Below are 15,769 nucleotides of genomic sequence, written 5' to 3' on the forward strand. Positions count from 1 at the left end.
CCTCCGGCCCGCTCATGTCTCGTCGAAAGTGATGCCGCTGGCCGATAGTTGCGCCAGGACGGTCTCGGTCGCGGCGGCATCGACGACGGCGACCGCCCACAGGTCGAACATGGCCCGTTTGGTCCGCACTTCGGCGAACCCGGCCTCGACCAGCAGGCGACCGAGCCTGAGATCGGTAAAGCCGGTCTTGTGCGCCATATAGCCATTGCCGCGCGCGATCGACGGGCGGAAGCCGTAGAGCATGTCGAGAGGCGTCACCGGCCCGGCCGGCGCGACATAGGCCACCGATTCCAGGCCATCCGTGCGGATCGCCTCGATGATGGCCGCGAGATCCGGGCAGCGGATCAGGGCGAAGCCGGTTCGCCTGAGCACGCGCCGGAATTCGGCGAGGGCGAGGCCGACCTCGTGGTCATGGAGATGCTCGATATTGTGGGACGACCACAGGGCATCGAAGCTCCCGTCCTGAACGGCCTGCCGCATGTCGGTGGTCGAACAGACGATATCGGGCTTCACGCCGGCATCGACGTCGAGCCGTACCTCCTGCCAGCGGCCGGGGGTCCGGAACACCGGATGCAGGCGGTCGATGCCGGGGGCACCGCAGCCGACATGCAGAACGCATCGGGTCGTCTCGGTCACACCGTCCAATGGCTCGTCCACCGCATGTCTCGATCCTTGTCCTGGGCGATCCGGCAGGCGCGATCCGGCTGTCGGGTTTTCGGTCCGCATGCCCGTCTAATCCAGCACGATCCGGCCCGAAGGGGTCAGCTGATCGCAGCGCCAGATGCTGAACCGTCGGTCGCTGTCCCAGTCGTAATAGATCAGCGCCTTGACCCGCCCAGAACCGGAATAGGCCAGGAACTCCGCCTCGATGGCGCGAACCCGCTCGGCGCGCGCCCGGTCGTCGGCCGGGCAGGCGCGGTCGGTGTTGGGGACGCCCCATTCGGTGATCCAGCACGGCGCATGGGCCGGGCCTGCCTCGCCGCAGAGCTGCATCTGCTGCCGGACATGGGCCTGCCACCGGGCGCCTTCGGGGTAGAGATGGAGGCCGATGCCGTCGATCAGCGCGAAGAGGCCGCGCTGCCGGAGCGCCGACAGGAAGACCGAGGCCTCGACCGCGTCGCCACCCGAGCGGTCGGCCCAGGCGGCGGGGATATCCGCGAGGCCCGCCGAAAGGATCGGGACACGCGGAAAGACGCTGCTCGCGTCGCGCAGCTTCCGGGCGACGCGCAGGACGGCGATATAATTGTCGAGCCCACGCTCGAATTCCGGCAGGCCGGGCATGCGCGCAATCGACGTGCCGTCATAGACGGTGCCGCGCTCGCCGACGCCGAGATCGCCGTTGAAATCCGCCCAGTTCAGCTCATTGCTGAACTCGACGGCCAGGAGCGACACCTGGCTCTTCTCGATTTCGCGCCAGAGCCAGGAGAAGCGGGCCTCGAATTTTTCGATGTCCAGTTCGGACAGCCGGGGCCGCGCGGTGAACCTGCGGGCGGCGGGACGGGCCGTGGCGTCGCCGCGCATATAGTCGGGTGCGAGAATGCCGATGTTCAGCACGACCGAGAGGCCGTTCTCACGGGCGATCCGCAGCGTCTCGATGCCGTCCGCGCTCGGCCGGACGATATTCAGGCGGGCGACCCGGACACCGTTGCCGACCATCTGCCGGATGATCCGCTCGCGTTCGGCAAGAGGCAATCCGTTGAGGTTCACGCGGTTGACCCCGACAATGACCTGCTGTTCAGCCGCGCCGGGCCGCGTCGTCGCGAAAAAGGACAGGACGACCGCGAAAACGAGAAGCGTTCTGGCTACCAAAGTTCCTCCTCGATCCTTTCGATCAAAGCGTCCGATGCCGCGCTGAACTTGCGGGCGAGCGGTCGCTTCTGGCCGACGAGAAAGGCGATGTCCTCGACCCGCTCGAAGGTGTGGGGGGCCGGAACCGTGTCCCACTTGGCAAAAACCAGGCTGGGTTTGATCGTCTCGTGCAATCCGAGCTTTACGATGGCCGTCTGAAAAAAAGCCTCGTCGGGAATGGCGGAGAATCGGAAGGCTTCGACGAAGCGGGGATCCGCCTCGACGAGCGCGACGATCTTTTCGGCGGTGGCGCGGGTCAGCGACCACCACTGCGCGCCCTTGGCGTAGCGGTAGTCTTCGAGGAATTGGGGCCTCGCCAGGCGTGAGCGCTCGGCCTCGACGACCATGGCGCTGATGTCTTCCTCATCCAGATGGCGATGCAGGAAATGGGTGCCCGGCCGGATCTCGCCGAGCCGGCTATCCGGAAGATAGGCATTGCTGATGCGCTGCATCGTTTCCGATGCCGGGGCGACGAGATCGGAATCGATGCAGTCGACCCGCTGATCGAGAATTTCGGCAAGCTTGCGCGGTGAGCAGAGCGGATAGGTATCGCCGGATATCAGCGTGAAGGTCTCCGCTTTCTCCATGGCCAGCCCATGTCTGAGCATGTCGAGGGCGGCCGCGATCATGTTGTAGGAGCCCCAGCGGATGCGGTGCGAATGGGGCAGCAGGAGGACGCCGGGCGTGCCATCGAAGTCCTGCCTGTCCGCGGAGGCATCCAGATGCGCGACGACGGTGAAATCTCCCGCGAGACGCTCCCCCAGGCGCTTGAAAAGCCCGGGGAAACGATGCGCCAGAATCATGATGCAATGGACGGACATCAGCCTCACCAATCACTCGACAAAAGCGACCGAACTCCATCGGCGCAGGCTGTGGCGGTAGACTTCCTTGTTCTTGCCGTAGGAGTTGTCATAGAGCCTGCAGGGCTTGTTCAGCATGGCGGAACCGATCGCCACGTGGAGCCGATCGGTGACCACGGCCTGCGAGGTTCGGATCGCTTCGAGGAAGCACCAGGACGAGCGCTCCGAATTGCGCGGCCAGACGCCGAACTCGAACAGCGAGGAAATGTCGACATCGCCGGCGCCGTGCTTGCCGGTCGATTCGCCGTCCAGCCGGAAGAACCGCATCTCCGGCTTTTTCGACAAGGCGGCCGGACTGGTGCCGGCTTCTGCGAGCTTGGTTACGAAGACGTTCTGGAATTCCTCGGCATCCGGGTCATTGGCGAGCAATTCCTCGGGATCGAGGTGGAACGCCATGTCGTGAGCGAGCGCGACCTCGCATTTGGGATTGACCGTGACGACATGGTCGTAGCTCGGAATTTCGCGGCAGATGAGCAGGGTATCCGCGGGCAGCGTGGCGAGGATGTCCTCGTTGCCGCGAATGGTGTGCGGGAGCAGGACGATCCGTTTGGCGCGCCCGGCGAAGCGTTGAAGGGCGTTCTTGATCGTTGCGTATAGCGGGATGAAATTTCCGCCGCCGCCCAGAATGACGGTCCGGCCGTCGACGTTGGCATCCAGAGTTATTGCCTGATACGAAATATTGAGGCGACGAAAGCACTGCATGGTCGCGGTGGATATCAGCGAGTCTCCGGCATTTCCAGAATTCGGAAGATAGAGGACTTCGCTGTTGCGGAATTCTCGTAATATTTCGATGGCCTCATACCGCCTGAGCCAGCGGGAATTCAATCGATCCATCAGCTCTGTTCCCTCGGAATTCGCCAGAAGGCGGGGGTTCGAGTTGCGCCAGGGTTCGGGCGACCGGTCCACGAGACCGGCCCAAAAACGCCATCGGGTTTTTGCTCCTGTTCGCCCCTGCCGGTTGTCTCATCGGGGCGTGTCGGATTTGTTAAACCCGACCTGGGCCGAAGCCCGACATGCCGGTGGCGAGCTTATGGCACCGCAGCAAAGATTGTCCATCCGCCCAGGGCGAGGCGGTGCGTCACAGTCCTGTCGCCGGCCCTTGGCGGCCAGGCTCGACCGGCGCGCCGGGCCGGCCGGGTCGCGACCGGTCATCATCGCGACATCGTTCACCGCTCCAATCGGGGCGTGAGATCATATCTGGCTCTTTTGGGGGCGCCTGCCGCGCGTTGCGGCAGCGAACCCCCCATGCCCGGCCTCTGCCACGCGGCCGAGCGTCGTGGCGGCGGTCGCGGCCGCGGAATCGTCCGCCTCGGAGCGATCTTTTTTCGGGTGGCGAGGCCGGCCGTTCGAACACCATGCCGCAGGCGGCCCGCCGCCGTTTTCGGCGGCCGGGTTTTGCCTGCGTTTCAAATTCGCCAGCATTTTCAGACGAACTCTTTAGGAGTGCGGCCCCAATCTTGGCCTCATTCTTGCGGCAGAAGTCCTGTCGGAAACCGATGGTGTTCGGACAGAGCAGGGCGCGTCGTCGCTCTTTTTGCACGGCCCGGCGGGCCGTGAAAGCGAGCGCTTCAACGATGTTGCCCTTCATTCGCGAGTTTAAGGATCAGGTCGCTTGAGTCTTTTCTCCGATGATCACTTCCTTCGGCAGGAGCTGCCAAAATTTCGACCGGCGCTTTATGCGCTCCTGCTTTTCAGCGCGATCATTACGCTGCTTTTCCTGTTGCCCTCGCTCTACATGTACCAGGTGTTCGAGCGGGTGATGCAGAGCCGAAACATGTCGACTCTGATGTTCCTGAGCCTGATCGTCGCCGGCCTGACGGTGATCTGGACCGGGCTCGAACATATTCGCGCGCGCGTGCTCGGCGAGATCGCCAACGCGCTGGACGAAAGCATCAGCACGCGGGTGTTCGACGCGGTGAACCGGCAGACCAAGGCGCTCAGCGCGGATTCGCGGGCGATCGTCATCCAGGACCTCAACATCATCAGGGATTTTGTCGGTGGCGCGCTGCCGGTCCAGTTCATGGACCTGTGCTTCGTGCCCCTGATCGTGCTCGCCGTCGTGCTGTTCCATCCCCTCATGGGCGCGGCTTTGCTCGGCCTCAGCATCATCGTCGTCGGCCTGTCGCTGTGGACCCAGCGCGCCGCGCGTCATGAGATCAAGCGGTCGCTGACCGTCTCGACCAGGGCCAACGAATTCGCCCGTTCGGTGATGGCCTCTTCGGAGGCATCGCGCGTCATGGGTATGATGCCCTCGCTCTCCGGGCGCTGGCGCGATCAGGTGCGCAGCGCGCTCGGCTGGCAGCAGGCGGCGACCAGCCGGGCCGCGCTGCCGGCGTCCATGCTCAAATATCTCCGGCATCTCTACACGCCGATCATGCTGTGCATCGGCGTGGTCCTGTTTCTGCTCGAAGAGGTGGGTCCGGGCGTCGTGTTCGCCGCCGTCATGGTGGTCGGCCGGGCGATCCAGCCGGTCGACGCGATCGCCAACAACTGGCGCAGCTTCTGGAGCGCCCACATGTCGATCGACCGGATCGACCGGCTGCTGCGCGAAGCCGGCCCGCCACGGGCCAAGGTGGCCTTGCCGGCGCCGAACGGTCCCCTGCAGGTGTCGCGCATCGTCGCGACCCCGTCCGACCGGGACAATATCGTCCTGAGCGACGTGTCGTTCAGCGCCAGTCCCGGTTCGATCACCGCGGTGGTCGGGTCGAGCGGCGCTGGCAAATCGTCCTTGGCCAAGGTGCTGGTCGGCGCCTGGAGCGTCCGGAAGGGCACGATCACGCTCGACGGGCACGACCTGACCCATTGGGACCAGGACCATCTCGGCCGCCACATCGGCTATGTTCCGCAGGATGTCGTGCTGCTGCCCGGAACGCTCGGCGAGAACATTGCCCGTTTCGACACGCTCGGCGGCGATACCGACCGCAAGATCATCGAAGCGGTCAAGCTCGCGGGCATCCAGGACATCGTGTCGAAACTGCCCGATGGCCTCAACACCAAGATCGGGCCGAACGGCCACACGCTGTCCGGCGGCCAGCGGCAAAGGGTGGCGCTGGCGCGCGCCGTCTATGGCGACCCCCAGCTCATCGTTCTCGACGAGCCGAATTCCAATCTCGACGCCATCGGCGAGAAGGGACTGGCGGAGACGCTGGAGGTCCTGCGCGATCGTGGCGCCATCGTCATTCTCGTGACGCACCGGCTGAACATGCTGGCTTATTGCGACCATGTCCTGGTGATGAACAGCGGAACGGTTCACGCCTTCGGTCCGCGCGACGCGGTCGTGAGCCGTCTCTCGATGGGGCAGCCGGCCCGCCAGATCGTCCAACAGGGCAGTGCCGGCCAGGCCGGCTCGACTGCCGCCTAGGTCACGGGAAAAGTCCATGTCGATCATCGAACTCGGACAGTCTCATCCCGACGCGCATGCCGGTCCGTCGACCGATTGGCGACGATCGGTCCGCATCGGCTATGCCATCGTCATCGGCGCCTTCGGCACCTTCGCGGTGTGGGCGAGCCTGGCGCGGCTGGATGGCGCGGCGATCGCCAATGGCGTCGTGGCGAGCGAATCCTATCGGCGGACGGTTCAGCATCTGGAAGGCGGCATCGTCCAGGACATCCTGGTTCGCGACGGCGATCGGGTGAAGGCCGGCCAGGTCCTGTTGAAGCTCGACCCGACGCGCGTCACCGCCCAGAGCGACCTGTTCGGCAATCAGCTCGCCATTTTCGGCGCGCAGGAGGCGCGCCTCCTGGCCGAATTCGAGGGCCAGAGCAGTTTCGAGTTTCCAGCCGACGTCCTGGCCCGGCAGAACGACGCCGCGGTGCGCCCGGTGATCGAGGACCAGAAGCGCCTGTTCGAGAGCCGCAGGCGCGCGCTCTCGGGCAATGTCCAGATCGCCGAAGCGCAGATCGAGCAGGCCCGGCGCGAGATCGAGCAGATCACCTCCGAGACCGAGACGGCGCGGGCCACGCTCGAGCAGGTCGACGCCGAACTCGCGCAACTGCGCCCCTTGTTCCGGCGGCAGCTGGTGCCGACGACCCGTATCGCGCCGGTCGAGCGCGAGCGGTTGCGGCTGGCCGGCACGATCAGCACGGGCACGATCCAGGCGGCCAAGCTCAGGGAGCGGCTGTCGGAAGCGGAACTGCGCCGGCAGCAGGTCCTGCAGGAGCACCGCGAGGAGACCTCGGGCCAGCTCGCCGATGTCCGCAAGCAGCTCAACGACACGCGCCAGCAGATCCTGTTGAGCGCCGACAGCCAGAGGCGCACCGACATACGCGCGCCGATCGACGGCACCGTGCAGCAGCTCCGGATCTTCACGGCCGGCGGCGTGGTTCGGCCGGGCGAGCCGATCCTCGACGTCGTTCCGGCCAACGACGTCCTCGTCGTCAGGGCCAAGGTGCTGCCCAACGATGCCGACCGGGTGAGCGAAGGCATGTCCGCCGAGGTGAAGTTCCCGGCCTTCCACTATGTCGGGACCCAGGTCGTGCGGGGTGAGATCAGGGCCTTGTCACGGGACCGGATCATGGATGACGGGCTGAAGGATCCCTATTTCGCGGCGGAGGTGGTGGTCGACAAGTCGACCATTCCGGCCGCGGTCGCGCGGCGTCTCAGCGCCGGCATGGTCGCCGACGTGGTCATTCCCACCGGCGAGCGGACGGTGATGAACTATCTGCTCCGCCCGATCCTGGAACGGTGGTCATCGGGCATGCGCGAACGATGACGACGCGATCACCGCGCTCGCGCGATCCGGGGTTCCCGGGATGCGCCGACATGTCCGGCAGCCGGCCGAATGCCGTCGCCTCGTGGTGATGCCGTGCGCAACGACGTGACGCCGGCCGGCGGCTGGGCCTTGCGGGCGGGTCCCCCGGGTCTTCGAACAGGCTGCCGGGCGGCCGGGTTGGGCAGGCCATGCTGAGCGGGCATCTCGATTACGTCGGTCCGGACCGGATCGCCGGCTGGGCGCGCGACGACCGCGATGACGGGCGCCGTCTGGTGCTGGAGCTCTATGACGGCGAACAGCGGATCGCGCGTTTCGTCGCCGACAAGATGCGGACCGATCTGGCCAAGGCCGGCCTTGGTGACGGCTGCTACGGCTTCTGGCTGCCATTGCCGGCTTCGCTGTTCCCGATGCCGGTCCACCGCGTCAGCGTCCGCTTCGCCGAGACCGGCCTCGATATCGGCGGTTCGCCACGACACCTCTACCGCGCCGATCCGGCCCTCGACGAGGCCTTCGCGCAATGGATCGACCGTCAGGTGGAGGCGACCATCGCGGCCGCCGAGAGGCCCGCGCAGCTGGAACCGCTGCTGACCCTGTCGACCAACCTGATGGCCCGGGTTCTGGGCGCGATCGACCGGTTCGATACGTTGAACCAGAGCACGCCGCTCGGCGATATGGCGCTGGCGACCTTGCCGGACCGGCTCCGCCGTTCCGCCGAACAGCTGGCGAGCGGATTGAAGCCGGTCCATGTGCCGATCCAGGCGACCCCGCGGATATCCGTCATCATCGCCTCGAGCGGCCGGCTCGGCGACGATCACGCGCTGGTCCGATCGATCGTTGAGACGTCGACGAGCTGCCGTTTCGAGATCGTCGTCGTCGACAATAGCGGGGCGGTCGAGACGACGCTGCTGCCATTGCTGGTCCGGGGCGGCGCGCGCGTGGTGCGCATCGCCAGGCCGGGCGGTGTCTTGGCCGCCTATGCCGATGGCGCCAGGATGGCGCGTGGCGAGATCCTCTTTTTCGCCACGGGCCTGCGCGAGGTCGGCCCGGACGCCTTGCAGGTCCTGCTCGAGACGCTGGATCGCGAAGGGCGGGGGCATCTGGTCGCGCCGCGGCTGCTGGATGTCGACGGGCGGCTGCGCGCCAGCGGGTTGTCGATCGAGCCGCTGGGCAACCGATCGCCCATCGGCCAGGGCGCGGACGCCGCCACCATGCGCTTCCGGATCCTGCGCGAGGCCGACGATGTCGCTCTCAACGCCTTGATGATCGATCGCGCCACCTTCGACGCGCATGGCGGCTTCGAGCGTGCCGAGGCCTTCCTCGACTATACCACCGCCAACCTGGGCTTCGCGCTGAGGACGGCGGGCGGCAAGGTGCTGGTCCAGGGGGCTGTCGACGCGGTGCTGGCCGGCCCGCTCGTCGGCCTGTCATCGAAGACCCAGGGCCGCTCCCGCTTTCTGGCCCGCTGGACCGGCGCACTGCCGACGATCGGCGCGACCGGTGGCGGCGGGAAGGCCGGTGCGGTCTTGTTCGTCGACGAGCATTTTCCCGCGCCCGACGAAGACGCCGGATCGGTCGCCGTGCTGAGCCATGTCCGCGCGTTCCGGCGACTGGGCTACCACGTCGAGTTCCTGGCGACCGAGCGGTCGCCGGGCGCGGCGGGCCTGGCGCAAAGGCTGCGCGCACGCGGCATCGAGGCCCATGACGGCGTCGAGAACATCGACCAGTTCCTGCGGTCGCGCCACAACCAGTTCGATGTGGTCTATGCCCATCGCTATCATGTCGCCAAACGGGTTCTCGACCCGGCCGGGAATGCCAATCCGGGAGCGCGGCTGCTGTTCAGTGTCGCCGATCTTCATCACGTGCGCGCCGAACGCGCCCTCGGGACGACAGGGGAAGCCGGCGACGAACTGGCGCTCGCGACGATGCGCGAGGAGGAGCTGGCCTGCATCCGCTCAGCCGATGTCACCATCACCCATTCCACCTGGGAAAGGGACCATATCGCGACGCATGTTCCGGCCGCGCAGGTGGCCGTGGTGCTGTGGGATGTCGAAAGCCCCGGGCCGGATGTCGGCCCGGAGCACCGGAAGGGGATCTGTTTCCTCGGCAGCTTCCGGCACGCGCCCAATGCCGATGCCGTCAGGCATTTCTGCCGGGCGATCTGGCCGGAGGTTGCCGAAGGCGTCCGGCGTGACGGTTTCGACATTGCCGGGTCGCACAGCAACCTCCTCACCCTCGACGCCGTCTCGGCGGAGACCCGCATCATCGGCTATGTGAAGGACATTGCCGGCTATCTTGGCCAGAAGCGGTTGATGGTGGCGCCGCTGCGCTTCGGCGCCGGGGTCAAGGGCAAGGTGCTCTTGTCGCTCGCCCATGGACTGCCTTGCGTCATGAGCCCGATCGCCGCCGAGGGCATCCCGCTGACGGCGGATCTCGTCCGTGTCCTGGTGGCCGGTGACGACGCCGATTTTGCCGCCAGGATCGACGCGCTTCACGGCGACGATTCCCTGTGGCGGGAGACGTCGAAGGCGGCACGTGAGTGGGCCCGGGCGACCTTGAGTGAGGATGCGATCGACAGGGCGCTGGAGGCGGTTCTTGCGCCCGCGGACCGGGCGGCCGGCGCGGGCATTTTCAAGGTCGGATCCTGATCGTTTCGACATGCGGGACCGCATGAAGGGCAGGCCGCCCGTCAGTTCGAAACGGCTCCTCCTTGGGCTGGCGACCTTGCGTCCCGAACGCTAGCCGGATGGGGCGCGGCCCGCTTTCGGCGGCGTTGCGGGCAGTGCGGGAATTTGCCCGAGCGCAGCCAGGGTGTCGGGCGAGGGCGGCTGGCGCAGCAGGCCCTCGATACTGTCCAGGAGATTGTCGCGCGCCGCCGGATGTCCCCAGAGGTAACGCCACTGATCCGGCTGTGCGTGGGCCGCCTCGCGCGACGAGGCGACCGCAAACAGATAGAGCATGGCGAGCATCAGGCGCTGCTGCACCAGCGGCGCCGGAAACTCCGGCAGCAGTCGTTTCAGGTGATCGAAACAGCGGCGGATGCCGCGATCGGCGCCACCTTGCACGGCCTCGAACAAGAGGTCACGGTGGTTGATCATCACCATGTTGAGAAAGCGCAGGGCGTGGTCGTCGCTGCCCCGGTCGTCGGCCGCGATATGTGGTGGTTCGGCAAGAATGGCGATGATGGCGCGCAGGGTCGGCGGTTCGCCCGCGGCCTCCAGCGCGTTCAGCCGCGCTTCGTGATGGGCGTCGCGGAGCCGCGCGACGTCCAGGATCAGCTCGCGGATCAGGTCGTCCTTCGAGCGGAAATAGTAGTTGATCGAGCCGGCATTCTTCTGGCCGGCCGCCTTGACGATTTCGCGGATCGACACGACCTCCAGGCCGCGGGTGGCAAACAGCCGGCGCGCCACCTGCTTGATGTGCCGGCGCGTGGCTTCGCCGCGGGGCAGGTCCCGCGGCGGCCGATCTGCGTCCATGGCGGTCGTCCGATCCGTGCCGGCTGAATGGCGCATGGCGTGGCTTGCCGGAGGTTCAGGTTCCGGTGAAGCGGGCGGGGCGCTTGTCGCGGAAGGCGGCGACCCCTTCCCTGAAATCGGTGGTGCGGCCGGCCTCGGCCTGCGCCATGCGTTCGGCCTTGAGCGAGGTTTCGAAATCGGCGCTGGTCGCGAGCCAGGCCGATTTGCGGATCAGCCCGAAGGCGACCGTCGGTCCGCCGGCCATTTCGCGCGCCAGCGCGAGCGCCGTCTCGTCCACCGCCTCGTCCTCGACCACCCGGTTGATCAGGCCCCAGGCGAGCGCCTTGCCGGCCGGGATCTTCTCGCCGAGCAGCATCATCTCCATGGCCCGGACCCGGCCCACCGCCTTGACCAGGAGGTAGGTCGAACCACCGTCCGGAACCAGGCCGATGCGCCGGAACGCCTGCAGGAAATAGGCGCTGTCGCCGGCGACGATCAGGTCGGCGGCGAGCGCCAGCGAGCAGCCGACGCCGGCCGCCGCGCCACGCACCGCGGCGATCCAGGGAATGCCGAGATCACGCAACGCCACCATCAGCGGATTGATGTGCTGTTCCAGGATGGCGCCGGCATCGAATTGCGAGCCGGGCCGTTCATCGAGCAGATCGCCGGTCAGGTTGGCGCCGGAGCTGAAGGCTCGCGCCGAACCGGCAATGACCAGCACGCGGGCCGATCGCGCGGCCTCGGCGACGGCCGCCTGCATGGCCTCGACCATTTCGACCGACAGCGCGTTCATCGAGGCGGGGTCGTTCAATCGCAGGATCGCGACCGGGCCGGACAGTGAGAAGTCGATCTTGCTGGACATGGCGAAGTCTCCCTGCGGTGCGGGCGCGCAGCCCCGATCGGATGAACTATTGGCTGCGGCCGCGCGCCTGCACGCCGGCGCGCCTGGCTTCGAGTTCGGCCGCCGGGACGGCGCTGTTGTAGCGGCGCGAACGTTCCTGTTCGAGCGCCATGGCCTCGCCGTAGGGGAGGTCGAAACCGTCATCGATCAGCCGCTTGTAGTCGGCGAGGTACCCGGCCGACACCTGCGCCATCTCGGCGGCGAGCTTCAGCGCCGCCGGCATCAGTTCGCCGGGCTCGACCACGCGATTGACCAGGCCCCAGTCGCAGGCGGTGCGGGCGTCGATGAAATTGCCGGTGAAGGAGATTTCCTTGGCGCGATAGACGCCGATGAGCCGCGGCAGCTTCTGCGACAGGCCCCAGCCGGGGATCACGCCGACGCGGCCATGGGTATCGGCGAAGCGCGCGCCGGTCGAGGCGATCAGCACGTCGCAGGCGAGCGCCAGCTCGAAGCCGCCGGTGATGGCGACGCCGTTGATCGCGGCAATGACCGGCTTCGGACAGGCCTCGATCGCCTTGACCGGATTTTCCTCGATCGACGCGTCGTCGACCGCGCCGAGGATCGAGGCATCGGCGCCCAGCTCCTTCAGGTCGAGGCCGGCCGAGAAAGCGCGCTCGCCGGCACCGGTCAGGATGATGACGCGCACGCCGTCGTCACGGCCGAGCGCGCTGACGGTGCGGGCGATCGTCCGCATGAGGGAATGCGACAGGGCGTTCATCGCCTGCGGCCGGTTGAGGGTGAGGACCGCCGTCGAGCCCCGCCGTTCGATGTCGAGTTCACTCATCGGCCATGTCCTCCAAAGGCTTCGGTCGGGACCGTGACGCCGGCTGGAGCCCGCGGCCGCCGGAGCCTGTTTCGGGCGCATCCCGCGCCGCTGGATCCGATCAGGCGCAGATTATCGGCGAGGCCGCATCTCCGCACTTCGGCCGAGGCTAGGCGTGGTGGACTCTCAATTCAAGCAGTGTTCTAATTTCGCGGTCCGGCGCTCCGGGCCGAGGCTCCGGCGCCCGAACGGAACCCTTCGGCATGGCCGAAGCCGTGCCTCGATGTCACCGAGCCCCGGGGGAGCTCCGATGTCCCATCTCTTCGACCTGTCGAACCGCGTGGCCGTCGTCACCGGCGGCAATGGCGGCATCGGGCTGGGCATGGCCGAGGCGCTGGCCGGTGCCGGTTGCGCGCTGTCGATATGGGGCCGCAACGCCGCGAAAAACGCCGCCGCCGTCGACCGGCTGACCCGGCTGGGGGCACGGGCCGAGGCCCAGCACTGCGATGTCGCCGACGCCGCCTCGGTGGAAGCGGCCTTCGCCGCGACGCTGGCGCGGTTCGGCCGCGTCGACGGCCTGTTCGCCAATGCCGGCATAACCGGCGCGAGCCCGGGCCCGTTCATCGACCGCAAGGCGGAGGACTGGCGCGCCGTGATGGCGGCCAACCTGGATGGCGTGATGCACACGTTCCAGGTCGCCGCGCGGCACATGACCGAGCGGGCCAAGGCGGGCGATGCCTTCGGCCGGCTCGTTGCCACGTCGAGCGTCGCCTCGGTCGAGGGCGCCGCCTTCAACGAGCATTACGGCGCCGCCAAGGGCGCGGTGAATGCGCTGGTCCGGGCGCTGGCCGTCGAACTGGCACGGCAGGGCATCACGGTGAATGCGATCCTGCCCGGCTGGATCGAGACCGACATGACCGCCGGCGCATTGCAGAACGAAAAATTCCTGCGCAACGTGACGCCGCGCATTCCCATGCGGCGCTTCGGCCAGCCTGCCGATTTCGCCGGCATCGCGCTCTACCTGATGAGTGCCGCCTCGGCCTATCACACCGGCCAGACGCTGGTGATCGATGGCGGCTACACCATCTACTGATCCCGCGATGGGCCACGCTTCAATCCTCGACCCAGCGCACGACCTCGTCGAGGCCGGCACGTGCCGTGCGGTATTGATTGGCGGGGGCTGCCCGGTCGGCGAAACCGAAAGAAATGCCGCAGACGACGTGCCGGTCGGGGGAAATCGAAAAATGCGCGCGGATCCTGTCGGCATGCACCGCCAGCGCGGCCTGGGCGATGGTCGCCACGCCGAGGCTCTGGGCCGCCGTCATGAAGTTGGTGACATAGGCGCCGCAATCGATCGCGCCATAAGGGCCGAGCGCCTCGTCGGAGGTGACGATGGCGACATGGGGGGCGTCGAACAGCTGATAGTTCCTGAGTGACTGGCGGGCATAGGCCTGCTTGTCGCCGCGCTGGACACCGACCGCGTCATAGAGCTGGAAACCGCAGGCGCGGCGCCGGTCGAGATAGACGCCGCGATATTCGCGCGGGAACGGCAGGTCGCTATGCGGCGGCTCGCCGTCCCGGACGGCCGCGACCATCAGGTCGCGGAACCGCTCGGTGGCGGCGCCGGCGGTGATGATCACCTGCCAGGGCTGGGTATTGTTCCAGGAGGCGGTCTTCTGCGCGGTGGCCAGCATGGTCTGGATCGTGGCGCGCGGCACCGGCTCGGATTTGAATGCACGGCAGCTGTGCCGCGCGGTCAGCAGGCGCGCGAAGACGGCATCGTCGGCTTCGGCTGCGCTTGCATGATGGTCTGGCGCTGTCATGTCGAAACGCTCGCTGCTGGGTCTGGAGGCCTGCCGGTCGGAGCAAGGGGCCGGCGCTTGCGCGCCCGGCCCCTGCGGGGCGTTCAGATGTCGCTCATTGGCGCATGAGCGGGCATTCGCTCTGCTGCGCAGGTGTGAAAGCCTGCTCGCCGGGCACCCGGCTGACCAGGGTCAGCAGGTCGTCGGCATTGCGCATCTGGCCGGGCGCCTTGGCCTCGGCATAATAGACGTCGCGCATCAGCCGGCCGTCGGCCCGGATGCGCGCGCCGTGGGTGAAGAAATCCTCCACCGGGGTCGCCCGCATCCTGGCGAGCACGGCCGCGGTGTCGCGGGTGCCGGCGGCCTGGACCGATTTCAGATAATGCAGCACGGCGCTGTAGACATTGGCCTGCGGGTCGGTCGGCAGGCGCCCGGTGGCCCGCTTGAAGCGGTCGGCCCAGCGCTGGGTCGCCTCGTTCTCGCCCCAGTAGAAGCTGAGCACCAGCGGCATGCCGGCGGCCACCTGGCTGCCGACCGCGGATATGTCGACCGTGGTCATCGAGAACGGCACGAAGCGCTGGCCGGCGGCCCGGATTCCGAACTCGTCGGCCTGTTTCATGGCATTGATCATGTCGGCGCCGCCGCCGATGAAACCGACATTCTTGGCACCCGAACTCTGCGCGCGCAGCAGGAAGGACGAGAAGTCGGGTGAGCCGATCGGGAAGCGCACGGCGCCGACCACGGTGCCGCCGGCGGCCTTGATCATCCGCCCGGCATCGGCCTCGATGCTGTGGCCGGCGGTATAGTCGACGGTGATGAAGAACCAGGACGTCGGCGCGGAACCGGCGGGGCCGCGCACCGTCAGGTTGGAGACGACATAGCCGTCATTGGCCCATTGCATGCCGTTGGCCGAACATTGCTGGCCGCTGATCAGGCCGCTGCTGGCCATCGAGACGACCAGGAGCTTGTTCTTGTCCTGGGCGATCTTCTGCACCGCCAGCGACACACCCGAGCTGTAGATGTCGAAGATGGCGTCGACGCCCTGCACGTCGAACCATTCGCGCGCGATCGTCGCGCCGAGATCGGGCTTGTGCTGGTGGTCGGCGACGATGATCTCGACCGGGCGGCCGAGCACCGTGCCGCCGGCATCCTCGATCGCGAGCCTGGCGGCGGCGACCGATCCGGGCCCGGTAATGCTCGAATAGACGCCCGACTGGTCGTTCAGGATGCCGATCCTGATCGGCGCGGGCGCCTGAGCGACGGCGATGCCGGCCTGGCCGAGCAGGGCGACCGCCGCGGCCGTCATCGTCATGGCCTTCCACAGCGCCGCTACGGCCCTGGTTCCTGGTGTCCGCTGCGCCTTGATGTCAGACATGGTGGTTTCCTCCGCGGCCGTATCGCGCCGTCGTTATGATGTCGTTGAATGTCATG

General features: G+C 67.3%; 13 protein-coding genes. 4 read left to right on the plus strand and 9 right to left on the minus strand.

The window, feature by feature from the left end; all coding sequences use genetic code 11:
* Positions 1-12: 12 nt before the first annotated feature.
* The 4 genes from AC07WJ_RS06525 to AC07WJ_RS06540 form a co-directional block, all read right to left on the minus strand.
* Positions 13-657, minus strand: coding sequence for a class I SAM-dependent methyltransferase (locus tag AC07WJ_RS06525; RefSeq protein ID WP_494933695.1), 645 nt, complete (start codon positions 655-657; stop codon positions 13-15).
* Between the two features lie 75 nt (positions 658-732).
* The gene (locus AC07WJ_RS06530) at positions 733-1,809 is read right to left on the minus strand and encodes a hypothetical protein (RefSeq protein ID WP_494933696.1); all 1,077 of its coding nucleotides are present in this window, start codon (positions 1,807-1,809) and stop codon (positions 733-735) included.
* Positions 1,803-2,669: a beta-1,6-N-acetylglucosaminyltransferase gene (locus tag AC07WJ_RS06535; protein WP_494933697.1), complete on the minus strand. Its 867-nt coding sequence runs from the start codon at positions 2,667-2,669 to the stop codon at positions 1,803-1,805. Before AC07WJ_RS06535 ends, AC07WJ_RS06530 begins: the two co-directional genes overlap by 7 nt.
* Before the next feature lie 12 nt (positions 2,670-2,681).
* Positions 2,682-3,542 (minus strand): polysaccharide pyruvyl transferase family protein, encoded by an 861-nt coding sequence (locus AC07WJ_RS06540; RefSeq protein WP_494933698.1) that lies wholly within the window; start codon positions 3,540-3,542, stop codon positions 2,682-2,684.
* 778 nt (positions 3,543-4,320) lie between these two features.
* Between AC07WJ_RS06540 and AC07WJ_RS06545 the strand changes: the two genes are divergently transcribed.
* The 3 genes from AC07WJ_RS06545 (at position 4,321) to AC07WJ_RS06555 (ending at position 10,065) form a co-directional block, all read left to right on the plus strand.
* Positions 4,321-6,069 (plus strand): type I secretion system permease/ATPase, encoded by a 1,749-nt coding sequence (locus AC07WJ_RS06545; RefSeq protein ID WP_494933699.1) that lies wholly within the window; start codon positions 4,321-4,323, stop codon positions 6,067-6,069.
* Positions 6,070-6,085: 16 nt separating this feature from the next.
* Complete coding sequence (locus AC07WJ_RS06550) at positions 6,086-7,420, plus strand: HlyD family type I secretion periplasmic adaptor subunit (RefSeq protein ID WP_494933700.1); 1,335 nt, start codon at positions 6,086-6,088, stop codon at positions 7,418-7,420.
* Positions 7,421-7,608: 188 nt separating this feature from the next.
* Positions 7,609-10,065, plus strand: coding sequence for a glycosyltransferase family 2 protein (locus AC07WJ_RS06555; RefSeq protein ID WP_494933701.1), 2,457 nt, complete (start codon positions 7,609-7,611; stop codon positions 10,063-10,065).
* A gap of 90 nt (positions 10,066-10,155) precedes the next feature.
* Here the strand turns inward: AC07WJ_RS06555 and AC07WJ_RS06560 are convergent, their stop codons facing one another.
* The 3 genes from AC07WJ_RS06560 to AC07WJ_RS06570 are packed head-to-tail and all read right to left on the minus strand — an operon-like array spanning position 10,156 to position 12,557.
* Positions 10,156-10,893 (minus strand): TetR/AcrR family transcriptional regulator, encoded by a 738-nt coding sequence (locus tag AC07WJ_RS06560; RefSeq protein ID WP_494933702.1) that lies wholly within the window; start codon positions 10,891-10,893, stop codon positions 10,156-10,158.
* Between the two features lie 55 nt (positions 10,894-10,948).
* A complete protein-coding gene (locus tag AC07WJ_RS06565; protein ID WP_494933703.1) occupies positions 10,949-11,734 on the minus strand; it encodes an enoyl-CoA hydratase-related protein in 786 nt (261 codons plus the stop codon).
* Between the two features lie 46 nt (positions 11,735-11,780).
* Positions 11,781-12,557, minus strand: coding sequence for an enoyl-CoA hydratase (locus tag AC07WJ_RS06570; protein WP_494933704.1), 777 nt, complete (start codon positions 12,555-12,557; stop codon positions 11,781-11,783).
* Positions 12,558-12,846: 289 nt separating this feature from the next.
* Here AC07WJ_RS06570 and AC07WJ_RS06575 point away from each other — a divergent pair, with 289 nt between their 5' ends.
* On the plus strand, positions 12,847-13,629 hold the full coding sequence (locus tag AC07WJ_RS06575) for an SDR family NAD(P)-dependent oxidoreductase (RefSeq protein WP_494933705.1): 783 nt from the start codon (positions 12,847-12,849) through the stop codon (positions 13,627-13,629).
* A gap of 19 nt (positions 13,630-13,648) precedes the next feature.
* Here AC07WJ_RS06575 and AC07WJ_RS06580 read toward each other — a convergent pair whose 3' ends face one another.
* The gene (locus tag AC07WJ_RS06580) at positions 13,649-14,359 is read right to left on the minus strand and encodes a nitroreductase (RefSeq protein ID WP_494933706.1); all 711 of its coding nucleotides are present in this window, start codon (positions 14,357-14,359) and stop codon (positions 13,649-13,651) included.
* Positions 14,360-14,453: 94 nt separating this feature from the next.
* Complete coding sequence (locus tag AC07WJ_RS06585; protein WP_494933707.1) at positions 14,454-15,713, minus strand: ABC transporter substrate-binding protein; 1,260 nt, start codon at positions 15,711-15,713, stop codon at positions 14,454-14,456.
* Positions 15,714-15,769: the final 56 nt, after the last annotated feature.

This window comes from Phreatobacter sp. GW821-FHT04C01, assembly GCF_059420385.1.

Excerpts from the sequence above, each read along its gene's own strand:
- AC07WJ_RS06580 (WP_494933706.1), bottom strand. The coding sequence starts at position 14,359 with ATGACAGCGCCAGACCATCATGCAAGCGCAGCCGAAGCCGACGATGCC.
- AC07WJ_RS06565 (WP_494933703.1), bottom strand. The coding sequence starts at position 11,734 with ATGTCCAGCAAGATCGACTTCTCACTGTCCGGCCCGGTCGCGATCCTG.
- AC07WJ_RS06560 (WP_494933702.1), bottom strand. The coding sequence starts at position 10,893 with ATGGACGCAGATCGGCCGCCGCGGGACCTGCCCCGCGGCGAAGCCACG.
- AC07WJ_RS06535 (WP_494933697.1), bottom strand. The coding sequence starts at position 2,669 with ATGTCCGTCCATTGCATCATGATTCTGGCGCATCGTTTCCCCGGGCTT.
- AC07WJ_RS06575 (WP_494933705.1), top strand. The coding sequence starts at position 12,847 with ATGTCCCATCTCTTCGACCTGTCGAACCGCGTGGCCGTCGTCACCGGC.
- AC07WJ_RS06550 (WP_494933700.1), top strand. The coding sequence starts at position 6,086 with ATGTCGATCATCGAACTCGGACAGTCTCATCCCGACGCGCATGCCGGT.
- AC07WJ_RS06585 (WP_494933707.1), bottom strand. The coding sequence starts at position 15,713 with ATGTCTGACATCAAGGCGCAGCGGACACCAGGAACCAGGGCCGTAGCG.
- AC07WJ_RS06570 (WP_494933704.1), bottom strand. The coding sequence starts at position 12,557 with ATGAGTGAACTCGACATCGAACGGCGGGGCTCGACGGCGGTCCTCACC.
- AC07WJ_RS06540 (WP_494933698.1), bottom strand. The coding sequence starts at position 3,542 with ATGGATCGATTGAATTCCCGCTGGCTCAGGCGGTATGAGGCCATCGAA.
- AC07WJ_RS06555 (WP_494933701.1), top strand. The coding sequence starts at position 7,609 with ATGCTGAGCGGGCATCTCGATTACGTCGGTCCGGACCGGATCGCCGGC.